Here is a 19,323-nt window from a genome sequence, read left to right on the forward strand (position 1 = left end):
GAGCAACTCCGGGGACCCTGCATTTTCGTTAGAGTCGGATCAAGCTTACTTGCCGAACAGCTTGTTCCAGCGCGGCTTTTCACGGCCTTCCCAGGCCTTGCGCCAGTAGGCGTCCGAGGCGATCAGCGGCACCACCGTGGTGGCTTCGGCGAAGACCATCTGTTCGTAGGTGGTGTCGACCTTGCCCCACGAAGCGGCTTCCTTCAGCGTCGACGACGAGCAGGCGCCGTCGCGCACGTCGGCGACCGTGATCTGGATGGCGTACTTGTGCATGTCGGCCTCGACGCCGAGGATCTCGGCGCAGACGACGGTGTCCTGCGCGAAGTTCTTCGGCACGCCGCCGCCGACCATGAACAGGCCGGTGGTGCCGGCCGCGATCTTGATGTCGGTCAGTTCACGGAAGTCCGCGACCGCGTCGATCATCAGGTAGGGCTTGCCCTCGGCGATGCGTTCCTTCTGGTGCTTGACCAGGCCGAAACCGGCCGAGCTGTCGACGAAGGCCGGGCAGAAGATCGGCACGCCTTCTTCATAGGCGGTCTGGATCAGCGAGCCGGGCTTCTTGGCGTTGCCTTCCGACAGCCACTTGCCCATCTCCCAGATGAACTCACGCGACGAGTAGGCGCGCGGCTCCAGCAGGTTGCAGATCTCCAGGATCGTGTGATCGCAGTTCTGGAGCTCTTCCTCGTCGATATAGGTGTCGTAGATGCGGTCGATGTAGTTGTCGCGCAGCACGTTGTCGTCGACCGGGCCGGCGGCCTGGTAGTGCTTGAAGCCCAGGGCTTCGAAGAAATCCATGTCGACGATCGAGGCGCCGGTGGCGACCACGGCGTCGATCATGCCGTTCTTCACCATGTCGCGGTACACGTGCATGCAGCCGCCGGCCGAGGTCGAACCGGCCAGGATCAGCCAGGGCGAGCAGCCCTTGTCGGCCAGGGCCATGTTGAAGATGTCGGCGGCGCGGGCGGTGTCGCGCGAGCTGAACGACATCTTGCGCATGGCGTCGATGATCGGACGGGCGTCGAACGACGCGATGTCGATGTGCTCGACGGTCTTCTGCAGCAGTTCGGCTTTTTGGTTGTTCGGAACGGGAGCGTTCATACAGAGGATCCTCTGAAGGTGAGCGCCCGTCGTGACCCGTTAGGCACGCCGGGACGGAGCGACCGGCGAGAGGGTGTTCAATGAGGGCGGCTATATAGCCGCTTTGCGAAATTTTTTAAGTCTTTCCATGACGCTGGGGCACAAAAGCGCCAGAGCGGCCAGGATCGCCAGAACGGAAAGGGTGTCGCAGACCTTTTCCAACGCCGAACGCTCGATTCTGATCCGGTAGATGTGAGACCCCGCGTCGGCCTCGAACGACAGCAGGCGCTCGCGGCCGAACGGGGCGACGGCCACGGCGGGGTCCTTGCCGTCCTGCACGCGATAGGCCCGCCAGGTCGGGAAATAGAAGCGTTTCAGCACGATGCGGGTCGGGCGGTCGGCCTCCAGCGCCACGACCACCGTGCCGTCGCGCGTCGAGCCGGTGCGGACGATACGGGCCGCCGACGGATCGGTCGGCGCGGCGTCGGGCAGATCGGCGAAGCCGCTCATCGTCTTCAGGTCGCGGAAACGCGGCGAGGTGAGGTCGACCCCGGCGGGCAGGTGCTCCTGCGGACTGAAGCGGGTGGAGATCTGGTCGCTGATGAACTGGTTGTGGTCGCCCCGGCCTTCGCGGTGCATGGCGATGTCTTCGCGATTGATGTCCAGGCCGTGCTTCAGCGGGACGAGGCACAGCAACGCCAGAACCAGCACGCGCAGCCAGCGACCGCCGGCGGCGGCCAGGACGACGGCGGTGACGGCCGCGAACTCCATGCCCAGCAGCAGGCGGTAGGCGAACTGGGCCTTGCCCAGCAGCAGGCCGGTGGGGCCGTGCCAGACCCAGGGCAGGGCGTAGAGCAGCCAGCCGGCCAGGGTGATCGCGCCCCACAGCGCCGCCTCTCGCAGGCGCTCGGGCAGCGTCCGCCCGGCCACGGCCAGGATCGCCGCCAGCCCCAGGGCGCCGGTCCCCCAGCCCAGCCAGGCCATGGCGTCGGAAAACGGCCGGAAGGGCCAGAGATCCGGCCGCAGCAGGGCCCAGTTGTAGGGATCGTAGGGCGCGGTGACCCACATCCAGCTCAGCGAGGCGTAGCGCTGCATCAGGACGGCGGGACCGAGGTAGCTGGCGGCCATGGCCACGCCCAGCAGGGCGCCGGCCGCCCCGCGCGCGGCGACGGCCAGGCGCTGATCGGCCGGGGCCTTCCAGACCAGCCAGGCCGCATACAGCGAGATCACTCCGACGCTGACCAGCATGGCGATGACCAGGTGGGCGGTGATCAGCAGGGCGTAACCGAAGGCCAGGCCAGGGATCCAGCGCCACGAGGCGGCCGTCCGCTCCAGCGCCAGCATCGCGAACGGGACCACGGCATAGGCCGCCGTCTCGCCCAGGGCCCCGCGCACGAAATAGTCGACCTGGTGATAGGGCGCGAGGATGTAGGCGACGGCCCCGGCCAGAGCCCAGGCATCGCCGGTCTTGCCGCGCAGCCAGGCGAACATGGTCAGGCCCGAGGCCGCGGTCATGGCGTATGAGGCCCAGGCCAGGACGTGGGCGTGGTCGCCGCCCGACAGCGCTCTCACCAGCGACGTCACGTAGAAGGCCAGCGGCGGGTAGTAGTAGAACGACGGCGCGCCCAGCCCGTGGAATCCGCCATACAGCCAGCGGGGCGGTAGCCGGCCCTGGCTCAGGGCGTCGCCGAATTCCAGCGTCCAGGCGGCGTTGAATATGTAGCTGTGGCTCCAGCCCGCGCCGTGCGCCAGCGGCTGGGCCAACAGCAGGCCGGAGACGAGCAGCAGAACCACGATCGCGAGCGGCCAGCCTCGTATCGTCTCGCGCCAAAGCTTCACGCCACGCTCCCTACGCCACGATGTGGGCGTGCTCGAAGGCGGCCCAGCTCCACCTTAGGCTGAGGTCTGCGGCGAAAAAAAGAGGCGGGAGCCTTTCGGTCCCGCCTCTTCTTGAAAGCTAGTCCGCCTTAGCGGCGGCGCTTGCGCTTGCCGGCCGCGCCCTTGGGGCGCGAGAAGCGGACGATCTTGCGCTCCTCGTTCTCCTGGCGGACCGCCGGGATCGAGCGCTTGGCCAGGCCGTACATCGAGGCCATCGGAGCGTCCTGCACTTCCGCGGTGTCGGTCTCGCCGAAGCCGTTGAAGCGGGTCGACATGGCGACGCCATAGGCGCCCAGCATGCCGATCTCGATGTAGTCGCCCTCGTCGACGCTTTCCGGCAGGTAGAACGGGCCGGGCATGTGGTCGACGCTGTCGCAGGTCGGGCCGTAGAAGCGGAAGGGCTTGAGGCCTTCTTCCACGACTTCGCCGTTCTTGCGGTACAGCTTGACCGGGAAGGGCCACTTCATGTGCGCGGCGTCGAACAGCGAGCCGTACGACCCGTCGTTCAGATAAAGCGCGTCGCCCTTCTTCAGCTCGACCTTGACCAGCAGCGACGAGGCCTCGGCCACCAGGGCGCGGCCCGGCTCGCACCAGAGCTGCGTGCTCTCGTGGACCATCATCTCGGAGAAGCCGCGGTCGATGGCCGCCAGGTACTCGGAGAGTTCCGGCGGGGCCATGCCCGGATAGATCGACGGGAAGCCGCCGCCGACGTCGACGACATCGGCCAGCACGCCGGCGCGGACCAGGGCGCGCGAGGCCTGGGCCATCGCGGCTTGGTACGCCGTCGGGCGCATGCACTGGCTGCCGACGTGGAAGCTCAGACCCATCAGGTCCTGCGTGGCGCGACGCGCGGCCAGCAGCAGGCCCGGGGCGTTGTGCGGCTCGACGCCGAACTTGCCCGACAGGCTGTAGGCCGCGCCCTCGGCCTGCACGCCCATGCGGACGATCAGGTTGAGGTCCTTGGCCTGGCCCGTGGAGTCCAGGATCTTGGCCAGCTCTTCGTGCGTGTCGAACGAGAAGGTCTTCACGCCGTGGTCGAAATACGCGGCCGAGATGGCGGCGCGGCTCTTGACCGGGTGCATGAAGGCCATGCGCGAGCCCGGGGCTTCTTGAGCCACGAGTTCGATCTCGTTCAGCGATGCGACGTCGAAGGACCGGACGCCGGCTTGCGCCAGCTCACGGATCACCCACGGCGAAGGGTTGGCCTTCACCGCATAAAAGACGTCGCCCTTAAATTCGGACTGGAACCAGCGCGCAGCTACGGAAACCGCGTCAGGCCGCACGAGTGCGACGGGACGTTCCGGTGACCGCTCACGGACCAGGTCCAGGGGAGATTGGTACGTGCGCAATTCACGTAACCCCCTGTTGGAAGTTAAACCCAGGCCGGCGTTAGCAGCGTTTAGGACTTCGGGTCCGCCGGAGCCGAGCGAGATAGGGGCATTGTTCCGGGATGTAAAGTCCCTTTTGCGGCCCCGGTTTGAGGCGAATTGGCCCAGGGGGCGCGCGAGGCGAAAGTGTGAGCGGTTTCGCCGCCCGAGCGCGCTCCAAGTAAAAACGCCGAGCCTCTTATCGGGTTCGGATGGGGGGCATCCGAACCCGATAAGAGGCTCGGGCTGTCACAAATCCATTGCGAACCTTCCCCAAACCGGAGATCGCATTTCCCAAGCACCGAAACCACGTTAAGGATTCGCCCCGACCATGACGTCGGACCCAGTTCTCTCGATCCGCGCCGCGTCCAAGACCTTCGGGTCGAGGCGAGCGCTGGACCAAGTCTCCCTCGACGTCGGTCGGGGCGAGATGATTGCGCTCATCGGCCCTTCGGGCTCCGGGAAATCCACGCTTCTGCGCTCGATCGATGGTCTGCAGACCATCGATGAGGGTGCCAAAGGGGAAGAGGGGGGCGTCATCACCGCCTTCGGCGGACCGGTGCAGGCCAAGGGCAAGGTGTCGGGTGAGGTGCGCAAGGCGCGCATCCGCATCGGCTTCATCGCCCAGCAGTTCAACCTGGTCGGCCGGCTGTCGCTGTTCTCCAACGTGGCCCTGGGCTCGCTGGGGCGCATCCCGTTCGTGCGGGGCCTGTTCGGGGCCTGGCCGAAGGAAACCCGCGAGGCGGCGATGGCGGCCCTGGCCCGTGTCGGCGTGGCGGACTACGCCGCCCAGCGCGCCAACACCCTGTCTGGCGGCCAGCAGCAGCGCGGCGCCATCGCCCGCGCCCTGGTCCAGAAGGCCAAGATCATTCTCGCCGACGAGCCGGTGGCCTCGCTGGATCCCGTTTCTGCCCGCAAGGTCATGGAGATCCTGCGCGATCTCAACAAGACCGACGGCCTGACCGTCGTCGTCACTCTGCACCAGGTGGACTACGCCCTGCGCTACTGCGACCGGGTCGTGGCCCTGAAGGCCGGGCAGAAGGTCTATGACGGCCCGGCCGAGGGCCTGAAGCGCGAACAACTCATCGATATCTACGGCCCGGAATTCGAGGACGTGTTCTGGGAAGGAGCCCCGCAATGATCAGCCGCCGTTCGGCTTTCGCCATCGCCGCCGCCGGCCTCTCGGCCCTCACGCTCGTCGCGTGCGGCCAGAAGTCCGCGACCACGTCGGCCGCCAAGGACACGGTCACCTTCTCGATCCTGTCGACCGAGTCGGCCCAGAACATGGAGGGCTACTGGAAGCCCATCCTGGCCGACATGGAAAAGCAGACCGGCCTCAAGGTGAAGCCGTTCTTCTCATCCAACTACTCGTCGCTGATCGTCGCCATGGGCGCCAAGCAGACGGACCTGGGCTGGTTCTCGAACCAGTCGGGCCTGGAAGCCGTGCGCCGTTCGGGCGGCGAGGTCTTCGCCCGCACCTTCGACCCGTCGGGCACCGACGGCTACAAGTCGGTGATCATCGTCCCGGCCGACAGCAAGCTGACCCTGGAAGGCCTGCTGAAGTGCGACAAGGCGCTGAACTTCGGCATCGGCGACAAGAAGTCGACCTCGGGCACCCTGGCGCCGATGACCTACGTGTTCATCCCGGCCGGCGTGAAGCCCGAGAACTGCTTCAAGACCGTGCTCAGCGCCAGCCATGACGCCAACCTGGCCGCCGTGGCCAACCACAAGCTGGACGCCTCGACCAACAACACCACGGCCCTGCGCCTGAACGCCGCCCGCTCGGACAACAAGACCGGCAAGGTCAAGGTGATCTGGGAATCGCCGACCCTGCCCGAGGATCCGATCGTCTGGCGCAAGGACCTGGACCCTGCCGTGAAGGAAAAGCTGCGCCAGTTCTTCCTGACCTACGGCCAGGGCGACACGCCCGAGGCCGCCACGCAGCGCGCCAACCTGGCCAAGCTGTCGATGGGCGGCTTCAAGCCGGCCGACAACAGCCACCTGCTGGTGGTCCGCGAGATGGAAGCGCTGGAAGGCCTGGGCCTGGCCAGGGAAACCGGCGACCAGGCCAAGATCGCCGCGGCCCAGAAGGCCCTGGACGGCATCAAGGCCGAGCGCGTCGCCGCCGAGGGCAAGGCCGGCCTGGCTGCGCCCGTCGTGGCTCCCGCGGCCAACTGAGGCCCTCGATGAGCGAGACCATTCCGGCCCCGCCCAAGCGGTCGACGACGGCCATGGCCTTCGACGCCCTGATCTGGGGCGGCGTGGCCATGCTGCTGATCATCAGCTTCAAGCCGGCCGAGATCGACAAGTTCCCGCAGCTGTTCAGCGAGGCGGGACGGATGCGGGAGTTCGCCGAAGGCTTCTTCTCGCCGTTCACCGATCCCAAGGCGTTCATGGCCGCCGACTGGGGCCTGTACGTCGGCAAGATGTGGCAGACGATTCAGATGGCGCTGTGGGGCACGTTCCTGGCCATCATCGTCGCCATCCCGCTGGGCCTGCTGGGCGCGCGCAACATCACGCCGGTGTGGATCCAGCAGCCGGTGCGCCGGATCCTGGACCTGATCCGCTCGATTCCCGACCTGGTGGTGGCGCTGATCTTCATCACCGCCGTGGGCCTTGGCCCCTTCGCCGGCGTCATGGCCCTGATGTTCAACACCGGCGGCGTGCTGGCCAAGCTGTTCGCCGAGGCCGTCGAGTCGATCGACAAGGGGCCGGTCGAGGGCGTGCGGGCCACCGGCGCGGTGAAGCTGCAGGAAGTCGTCTGGGGCGTGATCCCGCAGGTGGCCCCGCTGTGGACCAGCTACGCGCTGTATCGCTTCGAATCGTCCAGCCGCTCGGCCACCGTGCTGGGGCTGATCGGCGCCGGCGGCGTCGGCCAGGTGTTGCTCGATAGCGTCAACGCGTTCCAGTACGACCAGACCGGCTGCATCGTGCTGGTCATCGTTGTGGCCGTGTCGTTGATCGACCTGCTGTCGCAGATCATCCGTACGCGTCTGCTGTAGACCTTCCTGCTTTCGCAGCCCGAAGCCGCCTCCCTCGCCCCGCGAGGGAGGCGGTTTTGTTTTGCACCCATAGCCGTCGGTGGACGGAGTTTTCAGGCCGCTCCCCATTTTCGGTTTGTTGCGCCAGAGACACAGCTTAACGCCTTGAAAAGGCTTGTCGTCGGCCTGTCATAAATCGGTGGCGGAACCGTCACGCCCCCTCGGTAAGCCCGCAAACATCCTGATCCCGCCCACGACTGGGTGAGAGAGGCAGGGGCACCTTCAAGGGGATATCTCACATGAGCAGCAAGACCTCGCTGGTCGCCGGTTCGGCGCTGGGCGTCGCGCTCGCCCTGGGTCTGGGCGTCGCGGCCCAAGCCCAGGACATGAGCTACAAGTGGAGCGGCGCTCCGCAGTTCAGCAATGACGACGTGGCGTTCAAGTTCCGTGGTCGGATCCTGGTGGACTACGTCAACCAGGACGTCAGCCGTGACGGCCCCGGCGGCGACTTCAAGACCAGCAACTGGCGCGGTCGCCAGGTGTTCCTGGGCGTCGAAGGCAAGCTGAACAACTACTTCGCCTACAAGGCCGAAGGCGGCTGGGTGAACGGTGGCGCGGCCTCGTGGGACGACGTCGTCATCGAGTACAAGCCGAACGAACAAGTCTCGCTGCTGTTCGGGAACATCAAGGCCGCTGGTCTCGAAAACCTGACCTCGACCCGCTTCATCACCTTCATGGACCGTGGTCCGTACGGTGACTTCGGCGTCGACAGCTACCTGGTCAGCGCGGTCGCCAAGTACCAGGGCTTCAACTACTCGGCCACGTTCGCCGTCCAAGGCAACAGCATCAACACCGCCGACGTCGCCAACGCCGGCGCCGACAGCAAGGAGCGCTTCGGCCTGACCGCCCGCGCTCACTGGGCTCCGATCAACACCGACACCGACAAGCTGCACGTCGCCGCTTCGTACCGCTACCGCAACCGCGGTGATGAAGGCGCCTTCGCCTACACGGGCCGCACGACGACCGCCTACACCAACGGCACCACGTTCTACACCACGGGCGCCATCGGCAACCGCGACAAGACGCTGGCTCTGGAAGGCGCCTACGTCCACGGTCCGTTCTCGGTCCAGGGCGAGTACTCGAACATCGACGTCACCCGCATCGGCGGCGCTGGCGTCGGCGCCGACCCGAAGGTCAAGGTGGGTTACGCCTTCGCTTCGTTCTGGCCGACCGGCGAGATGCGCAACTACGATCCGGCCGCTGGCGAGTTCAAGCGTCCGAAGATCCTGAACCCGGTCACGGCCGGCGGCATGGGCGGCATCGAGCTGGCCGTCCGCTACGACTACGCCGACCTGGGCGACGCCTACGACACCCTGCGCGTCAAGACCGCCACGTCGCAAGCCGGCAAGTACACGGGCTGGACCCTCGGCCTGAACTACTACCCGGTCTCGTACGTCCGCTTCCAAGCCAACTACACCGACGGCAAGTCGGACAACGTCGGCCTGAACCAGGACTACGACATCAAGCAATTCCAGCTGCGCGCCCAGCTGGACTTCTAAGACACGCCGCGCTTCCGGGCGGGTCCTGATGGGCCCGCCCGATCACCTGTCGCTTCATTCCTTTAGGAACTGACCATGAAGAAGCTCCTGTCCTGCGCGGCCGCCGCCGTCGCCCTGTCGGGCCTGGCCGCCGCTCCCGCTCACGCCGCCCGCGACTACGTCTGGGCCGCCGGTTCGTCGACCGTGTTCCCGTTCGCCACCCGCACCGCCGAAAACTTCGCCAAGAAGTCGGGCAAGAAGGCTCCGAAGGTCGAAAGCCTCGGCACCGGCGGCGGCATCAAGCTGTTCTGCTCGGGTAACGGCGAAGGCTTCCCGGACATCGCCAACGCCTCGCGTCCGATGAAGAAGGCCGAATTCGACGCCTGCGCGTCGAAGGGCATCAAGGACATCATCCAGATCCGTATCGGCTTCGACGGCATCGTCATCGCCACCGACAAGGACGGCGCTGACTACAACTTCAAGACCGAGAACCTCTACATGGGTCTCTCGAAGACGGTCCTGAAGGGCGGCCAGTTCGTGGCCAACCCGAACAAGAACTGGGACGACGTCGCCGGCGGCCTGCCGGGCAACCGCATCCAAGTCTACGGCCCGCCGCCCACGTCGGGCACCCGCGACGCCTTCGTGGAACTGGCCATCGAGGCCGGCGCCCGCAAGTATCCGACCCTGGACGCGATCCGCTCGGACAACGAGAAGAAGTTCAAGGGTCTGGTCGACCCGCTGCGCGGCGACGGCTGGATCGACGCCGGTGAAAACGACAACGCCATCGTCGGCACCCTGACCAAGACCCCGGGTTCGGTCGGCGTCTTCGGCTGGTCGTACCTCGAAGAGAACATGGACAAGATCAAGGGCGCCTCGGTCAACGGCGTGAAGCCGTCGGCCCAGACGATCTCGGACGGTTCGTATCCGCTGTCGCGCACCCTCTTCATCTACGTGAAGAAGGCCAACATCGGCGTGACCCCGGGCCTGGAAGACTTCCTGAAGGAGTTCACCTCGGACGCCGCGACGGGCCGTGGCGGCTACCTGCAAGGCCGCGGTCTGATCCCGCTGCCCCCCGGCCAGCACCAGGCCCAGAAGGACGTGGTCGCCAAGAAGACCACGATGCCGCGTCCGGCCGCCTAATCGGCGACCTGGAAGACTTCAAAGTATGATGAGCGCCGCGGTCCTATGGGCCGCGGCGTTTTTCTTTGTATAGTGAACCCGCCGGGCCTCCCCACGCCCGCGCCGCGGTCGCCGTCCGGGCCCGCGTCCTTGACCCTGCAGGGCCATGATTCTCGTCGCGCTCGCCGTCGTCTTCCTCCTCGTTCTGTTGAACGGGGTTTTCTCCATGTCCGAGCTGGCCGTCGTCTCGGCCCGCAAGGCTCGCCTGCAAGGCTTCGCCGAGCGGGGAGACAGGGGCGCCAGGCTGGCCCTCGACATGGCCGAGCACCCGACGCGCTTCCTGTCGGCCGTCCAGGTCGGCATCACGCTGATCGGCATCTTCGCCGGCGCCTACGGCCAGGCCACCATCGCCGCGGCGCTGGATACCTGGCTCGAGACCAGCGTCCCGGCCCTGGCCAAATATTCCGAAGCCATCGCCACGACGATCGTGGTCATCGGCCTGACCTATGTCTCGGTGATCCTGGGCGAGCTGGTGCCCAAGCGCCTAGCCCTGATGTTCCCCGACGTCATCGCCCGCAAGATGTCGCCGTTCCTGGCCGTGGTGGCCATGGTGCTGCGCCCGTTCGTGACCCTACTGACCGTCTCGACCGCCGCCGTCCTCAAGCTGATGGGCGTGCGCGACGAGCGTAACAACGGCGTCACTACCGAGGAGATGGAAGCGGTCCTGGCCGAAGGCGCCGACGCTGGCCTGATCGAGCCCGAGGAGCGGGCGATGATCAACGAGGTGCTGCGCCTGGGCGACCGCCCCGTGCGCGTGGCGATGACCCCGCGCCGCGACCTCTTCTGGGTGTCGCTGGCCGACAGCCCCGAGACCGTCCTCAGCGAGATCCGCGCCAGCGCCCACTCGCGCATCCTGGTGGCCACCGAGGACGATCTCGACGGCGACATCGGCGTGGTGCTCAAGAAGGACCTGCTGGACGCCTGCCTTTCGAATGAGCCCCTGGACCTGAAGGCCCACGTGCAGCAGCCGGTGGCCATCCCCGAGACCATGTCGCTGCTCAAGGCCCTGGCGGTCTTCAAACAGACCAGCCTGCACATGGCCCTGGTCGTCGACGAGTTCGGCTCGCTGCAGGGCGCGATCACGCCCCTGGACCTGCTGGAAATGATCGCCGGCGACTTCCCCGAGGACCACGCCGACGACGAGAAGCGCATCATCCGCCGCGACGACGGCAGCTGGCTGATCGACGCCCGCCTGGACATCCAGGAACTGAACGATCACCTGGGCGAGAACTTCGAGGCCGATGGCGGCTATCACACCGTGGCCGGCCTGATCCTGGACCGCCTGGGCCGCATCCCCTCCGAAGGCGAACACCTTGAGATCGGCGCCTTCGACCTGGAGATCGTCGACATGGACGGCTCGCGGATCGACAAGGTCATCGTCAAGCCGTGCAAGCGCAAGAAGGGCGACCTGGAGGGGTAGGTGGGCTTACGTCAGCGCCTGGCCGAGATACGGGCGGCGGCGCCGCCCGAGGCGCGCAGGGCGATCGGCCGGCGCGCGGCGCGTGACGCCGTTCTGCCGACCCTGAGCATCGTGGGCCTGGCCGTCGGGGCCACCACCTTCGTGTTCGCCCTTTCGGGCTTCAGCGACACGGCGCGATACGCACGGTCCCTGGCCGTCACGCTGCTGGGGATGGCGCCCATCGTCTACGGCGTGGGTTTCATGCACCTGGTCGGCGAGGCGTTCGAGCGCGCGGGCTATCGGGCGAAACCGCCCGAAGACGGGGCGGGCGGCGCCTAGGCCGCCGTCTTCTTCCGCAGGCGCGCCAGACGGCGCAGACGCCGCCAGAACCGCGTCTTCTCCGGCTCGGGATAGGGCTGGAGGTTGCGGTAGAATTCCTCGGCGCAGGAGCGCCACGAGAACTTCTCGGCGAACTTGCGGACCACGACGCGGTCGAGGTCCAGGCACGCCAGGCAGGCTTCCTTCAGGCCGTCGGTCTGGCCGGGGGCCAGGACGCCGGCGTTGGAGCCGGGGATGATGTCCACCGGGCCAGGGGCCGAGAAGGCCGCCACGGGCACGCCGGCGGCCATGGCTTCCAGGATCACCAGGCCGAAGGTGTCGGTCAGGGACGGGAAGCAGAAGACGTCCGCGCCGGCGAAGTAGCGGCCCAGTTCGTCACCGAACTTGGCGCCCAGGAACTTCACCTCGGGATATTTCTCGGCCAGCTCTTCGCGCTGCGGGCCGTCGCCGATGACGACCTTGGTGCCGGGCAGGTCCAGGCTGGCGAAGGCCTCGATGTTCTTCTCGACGGCCACGCGGCCAACATTGAGGAAGATCGGACGGGCCAGGCCCTCGAAGATGTCGGGATCGCCTGCCACGCGCGGCTTGAAGATGTCGGTGTCGACGCCGCGCGACCAGGGCGACAGGTTGCGGAAGCCGTGCTTGGCCAGTTCGTCGCGCATGGTCGGCGTGGCCACCATCAGGCGGCCCGACGGCTTGTGGAACCAGCGCATGTAGGTGTAGCCGGCCGCCAGCGGCAGCGGCAGGCGGGCCGAGACGTACTCGGGGAACTTGGTGTGGTAGCTGGTCGTGAACGGCAGCTTCCATTCCAGGCAGATGCGACGGGCGGCCAGGCCGATCGGACCCTCGGTGGCGATGTGGATCGCCTCGGGCTCGAACGACTTGAAGCGCTCCTGCACCGGCTCGTAGGCGCCGATGGCCAGCTTGATCTCGGGATAGGTCGGCAGCGGGAAGGTCGGGAACTGTTCCGGACTGACGACGTCGACCTCGTGGCCCAGGGCGCGCAGTTCTTCGGTCACCCGGCTCAGGGTGCGGACCACCCCGTTGACTTGAGGTTCCCAGGCATCGGTCGCAAGCAGAATTCGCATCAGGCGGCGGCAGGCTCCGGCAACGGCTCTTCGATCCCGTCAGCAGCTGAGGCGGTTGTCGAACGCGCGCGATCGATCACCGACCACGACCGCAGCTTGGCCCATTCCAGGATCTCGAGATGACCGTCGGCGTGCTCGGCCAGGGCCGTGCAGCTTTCGACCCAGTCGCCGTCGTTGATGTAGCGGATGCCGTCGATGTCACGCATCTCGGCCTTGTGGATGTGACCACAGATCACGCCGTCCACCCCCCGACGCCGAGCTTCGTCGGCCACGGCGGCCTCGAAGTTCTCGATGAAATGCAACGCGTTCTTCACCTTGACCTTCAGATAGGCCGAGAGACTCCAGTAACCGAACCCCAGGCGACGCCGAAGGCGATTCACCACAGTGTTCAGCATGAGGATGGTTCTATAGGACCAATCCCCGAGGAAGGCGAGCCACTTGGCGTGCTGGACGACGCCGTCGAACTCGTCGCCGTGGACAACCAGGTAGCGCTTGCCGTCAGCCGTCTCGTGGATCACGTCGCGGGCCACGATGACGCCGCCGAAGTGGACGCCGCAGAAGTCGCGGATGCGGTCGTCATGATTGCCGGGGACGTAGATGACCTCGGTGCCCTTGCGGGCCATGCGCAGGATCTTCTGGACCACGTCGTTGTGGGCCTGGGGCCAGAACCAGCCGCTGCGTAGCTTCCAGCCGTCGATGATGTCACCGACCAGATACAGCTTCTCGCACTCGATATGCCGGATGAAGTCCAGCAGCAGCTCTGCCTGGCAGCCGCGCGTGCCCAGGTGCAGGTCGCTGATGAAGACGGAACGGTAGCGGCGAACGGCGACGTCGGCGCTCATGGTCGAACCCCCGTTGTGGCGCCGCGATATCAGTCCGTCCCCGGATCGGAAGATAGCGGCCAACGGCTGGCGATTAAGCTGATTGCGTGTCGCTTTAATGAAATGGTGGTGCGGCCGATTTGCCGTTGTCGCGGTTCAGCCTCCCCCACGTAAGCCCGTGAACTGCTCAATTTCAGCGCAGTCGTCAAAAAACTGGACGCAATAGCAACCCCTTTTGCCGCTTGGGGTTGGGCTAGCTGTTGCGGTGCAACATCGACCGCACTAAGTCACCCCGATGGACGCCGCTCGCCTCGCCAAGGACACCCCGAAGTCGCAGAAGACCCGTGCGCGGATTCTGGACCAGGCGATGCGCCTGATCGCCGAGATCGGCTATCATGCCGCCACCAACCCGGCGATCGCCGATGCGGCCGGCCTGACGCGCGGGGCGATGCTCTACCATTTCCCGACCCGCGAGGCCCTGGTCGAGGCCGCCGTGGCCCATATCCAGGCCGAGCGCTCGACCCTGTTCCGCACCGCCGCCGGCAGCGTGCCCAGCGGCGCCGACGTCACCGAGCACGCGATCGACAGCTACTGGGACCTGCTGCACTCGGTCCCGTTCATGGCCTTCGCCGAGCTGGAGGCCGCCGGCCGCACCGATCCGGCCATCCACGCCCTGCTGGCCCCGGCCCAGGCCGAGTTCGACCGCGCCCAGGCCGGCGACGATCTGGTGAAGATCCTGCACGCCGGCGCCGGCCCGCGCTTCCAGGCCAGCCGCGACCTCGCCCGCTTCATGCTGGAAGGCCTGGCCCGCTCGACCCTGACCTACGACAAGGACGGCCGGAAAGAGCGCCTGCTACAGGTCATCAAGCGCGCCACCCACATGTTGAACCGCAAGGGCGACATCCAGGACCTCTGGCCGGAATAGACGGCCTTAGCTCTTCCGAGTGATTTCGATCGACTGCCAGGCCGCATTCGGACCCTGGCCGTCGGGGTCGAAGCTGTAGTGCACGGCGCGCCAATCCTGGCCGACCACGCGATGCCAGCCGATGGCGCTCCAGCCTTCGGGGACGTTCAGCGGACCCTTGAAGTCCGGCAGACTGAGCGGCGAGCCCAGCACCTTCATGTAGCGCAGCTGCTTCTGCATGGCGGCGGTGTCGGTCGAGGGAAAGTAGACCTCGCAGTACGACGTGCCGGTATAGTCCCCGACCGTCAGGATCACGGGCTGGCCGGCGATCTGGCCTCGGCGCACCTCGGCGAGGCGGACGACGTCATTGCCGCGCACCATCGCCGGGACGGCGTCGCCCTGGAGGGGTTCCCAGCCCTTGATCCTGACCTTGCGCAGCATCTCGCCGTGGTCGGTCGACTTGATGCAGACGTCGCCGAACGCTTCCAGCGGGCTGTAATAGTCGGCCTCGACCGTCGCGGCGGCGCGGACTTGTTGGATGCCGACCGCGCCCACGGTGACGGCGGCGGCCAGAAGCGACAGCGTGCGGCGAGCGTTTTTCATAACCGAAAGTTGAGCCACGCCGGCGGCTCGCCGTCAACCGGAGAGCTTTTTCCCCAGCATCTGGCGGATGCGCTTGGCGTCCTCTTCGTTGAGTTCGCCCAGCATGCCGTGGACGTTGTTCGGCAGATGCGACGTCGCTGTGTCGGGGTCGCCGAAGATGTAGTGGTCGAAGGTGCTCTTCCACGCGGCCCGCTGGTGCGGCGGCAGGGCGCGCAGGGCCAGCACGGCGTGCAGGAAGGCGTCCATGGCCTGGCCGCGTCCGGCCGCCTCGCTGGCCCACCAGTAGTTGGTCAGCAGGTTCACCGGCTCCAGCGAGCGCACGTGGTGCCACCACAGATACGGGATGTAGAGCGCGTCGCCGGGCTCCAGCTCGACCACCTGGGAGACGTCCAGGGCGCGGGCGAAGTTCGGGTAGCGCTCCAGGTCTGGCTCGTCGAACGAGACCATGCTGATCGGTGGGCCGCCGGGGGTCTTTTCGAACGGGCCGATATAGAGGTCGGCGATGGCTTCCGGCGGGAACAGGGTGAAGCGGCGGCGGCCGGCCACGACGCAGGCCAGGTTCTCGTATGGATCCTGGTGGGCGGCGACGATCACCCGGTTGCCCAGCCACAACAGCGGCTCGACGTCGGGCGCCAGCAGCGGCGAGACATTCTCGTCGCTGAAGCCCGGCAGGTGGGCGCGGGTCGAGATCGACTGGGCGGCCAGGGTCGCGGGCCGCTCGACCTCGCGATTGGCCAGCAGGAACTCGAAGCTCTTGGACAACCGCGCGCGGCCGCCCTGGAAATTGAAGCCGCTCAGGTCGTCATTGTAGAAGAACCGCCCGGCGGCCTCGGGCGGGGCGATCAGGGCGCCGACAGGCTCCTGGCGGTCGAAACGGGCGAGGTAGTCGAACAGGGCCTCGTCGCCCTGGCGCGCGGCCTGAACCGCCGGCCAGTGCGCGACCAGGCCCCGGAACACCACCGGCTGGGCGGCCGGGATGATCTCGGCGTGGAAGCGGTCGGCGTCGACCCCACTCATTTCGCCAACGGGCATTTCGACAACAGGCATGACAGGTCACTGATCAGACGAGGTCTGACCAATAGGGCGTTCCCGCCAGCCCGCCTAGGCCTTGAGGGCCTTGGGCAGCACGCCTGCGAAATAGTCCAACTCGGCCGGGCTGGCGGTGCCGACGCGGATCCAGGTCGGGTGGGCGGGGCTGTCGAACACCCTCACCTCGACGCCCATCGCCGCCAGGGTCCTCTGGAAGGCCAGGTTCGGCTTGCCGCAGTCGACGAAGACATAGGTGCCGTGCGAGGGAAGGGACTTCAGGCCATTGGCCTGACAGATCGCGTAGATCTTCTTCCGGCAGCCCTCGAGATAGGCCGTGGCGCCGGCCAGATAGGCCTGGTCGCCATAGCAGGCCGCCGCCGCCGCCAGGCCCGGACGGCCCTTGTGGGTCGGGATCATGCTCTTGAGCGTCTTCACCCGGTCGGGGCGGGCGGCGATGAAGCCCACGCGCAGGCCGGCCATGCCGTAGACCTTGGAGAAGGTGCGGGCGACGATCACGTCGTGGCCTTCGCGGACCAGGTCCATCATCGAGTTGCGCACCGGATCGGGACTGATCTCGATATAGGCCTCGTCGACGATCACCGGCCGGGTCTTGGCGACCTCGATGCAGAAGGCGCGCAGGGCGTCGGCGTCCAGCAGCAGGCCGGTCGGGTTGTTGGGATTGCAGACATAGACCGCGCCGGCGTTGGTCGCTTGAGCGCGGGCGGCTAGGGCCGGCAGGTCGATCTGCTGGTCGGCGGCCAGCGGGACCCATTCCAGCTTGGCGCCCTGGCGCTCGGCATAGAGCAGGGGCGTGGCGTAGCTGGGTTGGGCCGAGACGACCGGGCCGGTCTTGCCAAAGGCCGTCGACAGCAGCGACAGGGCTTCCAGCGAGCCGTTGCACAGGCCGACCTGCGCGGGCTGCAGGCCATCGCGCTGGGCGATCAGCTTGACCAGCGGCGGCTCCAGCGCCCAGGCGTAGTAAGGCGTTTCCAAGAGAGCGTCGGCGGCGGCCTTGCGGGCGGCGGGGGCGGGGCCGAACGGGCTCTCGGTGACGCCCAGATGGGCGCGGATGGCTGGCGGGGCGGTCGGGTCGACTGAGGTCTCGGCCAGGGCCAGCGAAGGCGCGAGCGCCGCGCCGCCGATCAGAAGTCCACGCCGGGTCGCATCCATGAGCCGTCACTCCACCAAAGCCGCGCCTAGTTGAACGCGGTCGGTGACAGGCTCACGACAGATCTAGGTCGGGCAGATCGGCAGGGCCGTCGTGAACTTGATCTGCTCCATCGCGAAGCTGGACGAGACGTCGGTGAGCGGCGCGGTGGCGATCAGGCGCTTGTAGAAGCGATCATAGGCGGCGATGTCGCGGACCACGACCTTGAGCAGATAGTCGACGTCGCCGCTCATCCGGTAGAACTCGACCACTTCCGGCAGGGCGCGAGCGCCGGCCGCGAAGGTCTCCAGCCAGTCCTCGTCGTGGCGACCGGTCTTCACGGCCACGAAGACAGTGAGGCCCAGATCCAGGGCCTCGCGGTCCAGCAGGGCGACACGGGCGGTGATGACGCCGGCGTCCTGCAGGCGCTTGACCCGTTTCCAGCACGGCGTCTGGGTCAGGCCGACCCGCTCGGCCATGTCGGCGATGGCGACCGTGGCGTCTTCCTGGAGAATGGCCAGGATGCGCCGATCGATTTGATCGAGATCGATCATCTCCAGAACCCCGTAATCGAAGAATGGAATTCTCTCTACGCTCGGATCGACGCGCAATCCAGTAATGCCTTTCTTCGAATCCTCGCCATCCTAGGGAGCCTCGGTAACCCCGCGAGGCGTCCATGGACCTGTCGTTCACCCGTCACCCGAAGGCTGTCGGCGAAAGCTATGGCGAGCACATGGGCGTGGCCTGGAGCTTCGGCTTCACCCTGCTGGGCGCGGGTCTGGCCTGCATCGTCCACGGCATCCTGCCCTTCGCCTTCGAGCGCACTGGCAGCCAGACGGTCCGCCGCCTGAACGAGCGGCTGTCGAACCGCTGTGAGCGCGCCGACAAGCACTTCACCGCCGGCGAGACCGTTCGCGGATGACCTCGGCCACGCTCAAGCTGAGCGCCGGCCGCCTGGGCCCTGGCCTCGTGGCCGGGGTGCTGCTGGCGGTGCTGGCCAAGCTGCTGGCCACGAGCCTGCACGCCCCCGCGCCGCTGATCGCGGTGGTGCTGGGCATGATGCTGGGCGCGCTGGGCCTGCAGGCGCAGCTGGGCGCGGGTCTCGATGTTTTCGCCAAGCCGGGTCTGCGCCTGGGCGTGGCCATGATGGGCGCCCAGATCAGCTGGGCCGAGTTCGCCGCCCTGGGGGGGCCGGCCATCCTGGCCAGCGGCGTCGTGGTGCTCGGGGGGCTCGCCATCGGCGCGGCCGCCGGCGTGGCGCTGGGCCTGCCGTTCGCCGAAGCTCTGATCGCCGCCGCCGCCTGCTCGATCTGCGGCGCCTCGGCCGCCCTGGCCGCCTCGCAAGCCGCGCCCGCCAGCCCCGCCAACCAGCGCACGACCGCCCTGGTCATCGTCGGCGTGAACCTGCTCTCGACCGTCGCCATGCTGGCCTATCCGCCGCTTGCCAACGCCCTGGGCCTGACCGCCCACCAGGCCGGCGTGTTCTTCGGCCTCTCCATCCACGACGTCGCCCAGGTGGCCGGCGCGGGCGCCTCGGTGTCGCCCGAGACCGCCAGCACGGCGGCCCTGGCCAAGCTGGCCCGCATCGTCTGGCTGGGCCCGGCGGTGATGCTGATCGGCTTCATGCTGATGCGCAGCAAGGAAGGCGGCGTCGTTTCAGGCCTGAAAGCCCCGCCGCTGTTCGTGCTGGGCTTTTTCGCCCTTGCCGCCGCGCGCGGGCTGAACCTCATCCCTGCCGCCCTGGTCTCCACGCTTATGGCTTGCTCCAGCTTTCTGCTGCTGGCCGGCGTCAGCGCGATCTCGGCCAAGCTCGGTCCCAAGGCCCTGCTGGAGGTCAAGCCGAAGCTGGCCCTGATGTTGGGAACGGTCACAGTCGCCGTCGCCGTCCTGGCCTACGCCCTGACGAGAATTTTCTTCTAACAATCAAGGCTTGGCGGAGCACGAAAGCGGCTCCATGGTCCCGTTCACGAGTC

The 19,323-nt window shown here is 67.2% G+C and carries 19 protein-coding genes; 10 read left to right on the top strand and 9 right to left on the bottom strand.

Translation table 11 applies throughout. The features are described 5' to 3' along the window. Window positions 1-45: 45 nt before the first annotated feature. The 3 genes from AC1RR5_RS03750 to AC1RR5_RS03760 all read right to left on the bottom strand — a co-directional run bounded on the left by AC1RR5_RS03750 (window position 46) and on the right by AC1RR5_RS03760 (window position 4,304). Window positions 46-1,098 carry a 1,9-bis(guanidino)-5-aza-nonane synthase gene (locus tag AC1RR5_RS03750; protein WP_492919744.1) on the bottom strand — a complete coding sequence of 351 codons (1,053 nt, stop codon included), beginning with the start codon at window positions 1,096-1,098 and terminating at the stop codon, window positions 46-48. Between the two features lie 90 nt (window positions 1,099-1,188). Next, window positions 1,189-2,916, bottom strand: a complete 1,728-nt coding sequence (locus AC1RR5_RS03755) for a hypothetical protein (protein ID WP_492919745.1) — start codon at window positions 2,914-2,916, stop codon at window positions 1,189-1,191. Window positions 2,917-3,044: 128 nt separating this feature from the next. Then, on the bottom strand, window positions 3,045-4,304 hold the full coding sequence (locus AC1RR5_RS03760; RefSeq protein WP_492919746.1) for a type III PLP-dependent enzyme: 1,260 nt from the start codon (window positions 4,302-4,304) through the stop codon (window positions 3,045-3,047). A gap of 349 nt (window positions 4,305-4,653) precedes the next feature. Between AC1RR5_RS03760 and phnC the strand changes: the two genes are divergently transcribed. The 7 genes from phnC to AC1RR5_RS03795 all read left to right on the top strand — a co-directional run bounded on the left by phnC (window position 4,654) and on the right by AC1RR5_RS03795 (window position 11,758). Further along, window positions 4,654-5,463 (top strand): phosphonate ABC transporter ATP-binding protein, encoded by an 810-nt coding sequence (gene phnC / locus AC1RR5_RS03765; protein WP_492919747.1) that lies wholly within the window; start codon window positions 4,654-4,656, stop codon window positions 5,461-5,463. After that, window positions 5,460-6,500, top strand: a complete 1,041-nt coding sequence (gene phnD / locus AC1RR5_RS03770; protein ID WP_492919748.1) for a phosphate/phosphite/phosphonate ABC transporter substrate-binding protein — start codon at window positions 5,460-5,462, stop codon at window positions 6,498-6,500. The genes phnC and phnD overlap by 4 nt, the downstream gene beginning before the upstream one ends. An 8-nt stretch (window positions 6,501-6,508) precedes the next feature. Beyond that, window positions 6,509-7,324, top strand: coding sequence for a phosphonate ABC transporter, permease protein PhnE (gene phnE / locus AC1RR5_RS03775; protein WP_492919749.1), 816 nt, complete (start codon window positions 6,509-6,511; stop codon window positions 7,322-7,324). A 278-nt stretch (window positions 7,325-7,602) separates the two neighbouring features. Further along, entirely contained in the window at window positions 7,603-8,862 is a 1,260-nt protein-coding gene (locus AC1RR5_RS03780) for an OprO/OprP family phosphate-selective porin (RefSeq protein WP_492919750.1), read from the top strand. Window positions 8,863-8,937: 75 nt separating this feature from the next. Continuing rightward, the gene (locus AC1RR5_RS03785) at window positions 8,938-9,981 is read left to right on the top strand and encodes a substrate-binding domain-containing protein (RefSeq protein ID WP_492919751.1); all 1,044 of its coding nucleotides are present in this window, start codon (window positions 8,938-8,940) and stop codon (window positions 9,979-9,981) included. Between the two features lie 145 nt (window positions 9,982-10,126). Then, window positions 10,127-11,440: a hemolysin family protein gene (locus tag AC1RR5_RS03790; RefSeq protein WP_492919752.1), complete on the top strand. Its 1,314-nt coding sequence runs from the start codon at window positions 10,127-10,129 to the stop codon at window positions 11,438-11,440. Beyond that, complete coding sequence (locus tag AC1RR5_RS03795) at window positions 11,441-11,758, top strand: hypothetical protein (RefSeq protein ID WP_492919753.1); 318 nt, start codon at window positions 11,441-11,443, stop codon at window positions 11,756-11,758. Here AC1RR5_RS03795 and AC1RR5_RS03800 read toward each other — a convergent pair. Continuing rightward, complete coding sequence (locus AC1RR5_RS03800; protein WP_492919754.1) at window positions 11,755-12,846, bottom strand: glycosyltransferase family 4 protein; 1,092 nt, start codon at window positions 12,844-12,846, stop codon at window positions 11,755-11,757. The two genes, AC1RR5_RS03795 and AC1RR5_RS03800, sit on opposite strands and share 4 nt — an antisense overlap. Next, the gene (locus AC1RR5_RS03805) at window positions 12,846-13,688 is read right to left on the bottom strand and encodes a UDP-2,3-diacylglucosamine diphosphatase (RefSeq protein WP_492919755.1); all 843 of its coding nucleotides are present in this window, start codon (window positions 13,686-13,688) and stop codon (window positions 12,846-12,848) included. Before AC1RR5_RS03805 ends, AC1RR5_RS03800 begins: the two co-directional genes overlap by 1 nt. A 274-nt stretch (window positions 13,689-13,962) precedes the next feature. On the opposite strand from AC1RR5_RS03805, the gene AC1RR5_RS03810 reads away from it, so the two are divergent. After that, window positions 13,963-14,592 carry a TetR/AcrR family transcriptional regulator gene (locus tag AC1RR5_RS03810; protein ID WP_492919756.1) on the top strand — a complete coding sequence of 210 codons (630 nt, stop codon included), beginning with the start codon at window positions 13,963-13,965 and terminating at the stop codon, window positions 14,590-14,592. 6 nt (window positions 14,593-14,598) lie between these two features. Here the strand turns inward: AC1RR5_RS03810 and AC1RR5_RS03815 are convergent, their stop codons facing one another. From AC1RR5_RS03815 to AC1RR5_RS03830, 4 genes are all read right to left on the bottom strand, one after another. Further along, on the bottom strand, window positions 14,599-15,174 hold the full coding sequence (locus AC1RR5_RS03815; protein ID WP_492919757.1) for a hypothetical protein: 576 nt from the start codon (window positions 15,172-15,174) through the stop codon (window positions 14,599-14,601). 33 nt (window positions 15,175-15,207) lie between these two features. Continuing rightward, window positions 15,208-16,191 carry a cupin-like domain-containing protein gene (locus AC1RR5_RS03820; protein WP_492919758.1) on the bottom strand — a complete coding sequence of 328 codons (984 nt, stop codon included), beginning with the start codon at window positions 16,189-16,191 and terminating at the stop codon, window positions 15,208-15,210. 84 nt (window positions 16,192-16,275) lie between these two features. After that, window positions 16,276-17,373, bottom strand: coding sequence for a pyridoxal phosphate-dependent aminotransferase (locus tag AC1RR5_RS03825; protein WP_492919759.1), 1,098 nt, complete (start codon window positions 17,371-17,373; stop codon window positions 16,276-16,278). A gap of 63 nt (window positions 17,374-17,436) precedes the next feature. Further along, entirely contained in the window at window positions 17,437-17,904 is a 468-nt protein-coding gene (locus AC1RR5_RS03830) for an Lrp/AsnC family transcriptional regulator (RefSeq protein WP_492919760.1), read from the bottom strand. Window positions 17,905-18,026: 122 nt separating this feature from the next. Here AC1RR5_RS03830 and AC1RR5_RS03835 point away from each other — a divergent pair, with 122 nt between their 5' ends. Together AC1RR5_RS03835 and AC1RR5_RS03840 are read left to right on the top strand one after the other, a co-directional pair. Next, window positions 18,027-18,272, top strand: a complete 246-nt coding sequence (locus AC1RR5_RS03835; protein WP_492919761.1) for a DUF6356 family protein — start codon at window positions 18,027-18,029, stop codon at window positions 18,270-18,272. Continuing rightward, entirely contained in the window at window positions 18,269-19,270 is a 1,002-nt protein-coding gene (locus tag AC1RR5_RS03840; protein WP_492919762.1) for a putative sulfate exporter family transporter, read from the top strand. Before AC1RR5_RS03835 ends, AC1RR5_RS03840 begins: the two co-directional genes overlap by 4 nt. The last annotated feature ends 53 nt before the right edge of the window (window positions 19,271-19,323 follow it).

This window comes from Caulobacter sp. GW821-FHT11E11, from assembly GCF_058808315.1.

What these genes read in the sequence shown, in the direction of transcription:
- AC1RR5_RS03750 (WP_492919744.1), bottom strand. Translation starts at nt 1,098, where the DNA reads ATGAACGCTCCCGTTCCGAACAACCAAAAAGCCGAACTGCTGCAGAAG.
- phnC (WP_492919747.1), top strand. Translation starts at nt 4,654, where the DNA reads ATGACGTCGGACCCAGTTCTCTCGATCCGCGCCGCGTCCAAGACCTTC.
- phnD (WP_492919748.1), top strand. Translation starts at nt 5,460, where the DNA reads ATGATCAGCCGCCGTTCGGCTTTCGCCATCGCCGCCGCCGGCCTCTCG.
- phnE (WP_492919749.1), top strand. Translation starts at nt 6,509, where the DNA reads ATGAGCGAGACCATTCCGGCCCCGCCCAAGCGGTCGACGACGGCCATG.
- AC1RR5_RS03780 (WP_492919750.1), top strand. Translation starts at nt 7,603, where the DNA reads ATGAGCAGCAAGACCTCGCTGGTCGCCGGTTCGGCGCTGGGCGTCGCG.
- AC1RR5_RS03785 (WP_492919751.1), top strand. Translation starts at nt 8,938, where the DNA reads ATGAAGAAGCTCCTGTCCTGCGCGGCCGCCGCCGTCGCCCTGTCGGGC.
- AC1RR5_RS03790 (WP_492919752.1), top strand. Translation starts at nt 10,127, where the DNA reads ATGATTCTCGTCGCGCTCGCCGTCGTCTTCCTCCTCGTTCTGTTGAAC.
- AC1RR5_RS03800 (WP_492919754.1), bottom strand. Translation starts at nt 12,846, where the DNA reads ATGCGAATTCTGCTTGCGACCGATGCCTGGGAACCTCAAGTCAACGGG.
- AC1RR5_RS03805 (WP_492919755.1), bottom strand. Translation starts at nt 13,688, where the DNA reads ATGAGCGCCGACGTCGCCGTTCGCCGCTACCGTTCCGTCTTCATCAGC.
- AC1RR5_RS03810 (WP_492919756.1), top strand. Translation starts at nt 13,963, where the DNA reads ATGGACGCCGCTCGCCTCGCCAAGGACACCCCGAAGTCGCAGAAGACC.
- AC1RR5_RS03815 (WP_492919757.1), bottom strand. Translation starts at nt 15,174, where the DNA reads ATGAAAAACGCTCGCCGCACGCTGTCGCTTCTGGCCGCCGCCGTCACC.
- AC1RR5_RS03820 (WP_492919758.1), bottom strand. Translation starts at nt 16,191, where the DNA reads ATGAGTGGGGTCGACGCCGACCGCTTCCACGCCGAGATCATCCCGGCC.
- AC1RR5_RS03825 (WP_492919759.1), bottom strand. Translation starts at nt 17,373, where the DNA reads ATGGATGCGACCCGGCGTGGACTTCTGATCGGCGGCGCGGCGCTCGCG.
- AC1RR5_RS03830 (WP_492919760.1), bottom strand. Translation starts at nt 17,904, where the DNA reads ATGATCGATCTCGATCAAATCGATCGGCGCATCCTGGCCATTCTCCAG.
- AC1RR5_RS03835 (WP_492919761.1), top strand. Translation starts at nt 18,027, where the DNA reads ATGGACCTGTCGTTCACCCGTCACCCGAAGGCTGTCGGCGAAAGCTAT.
- AC1RR5_RS03840 (WP_492919762.1), top strand. Translation starts at nt 18,269, where the DNA reads ATGACCTCGGCCACGCTCAAGCTGAGCGCCGGCCGCCTGGGCCCTGGC.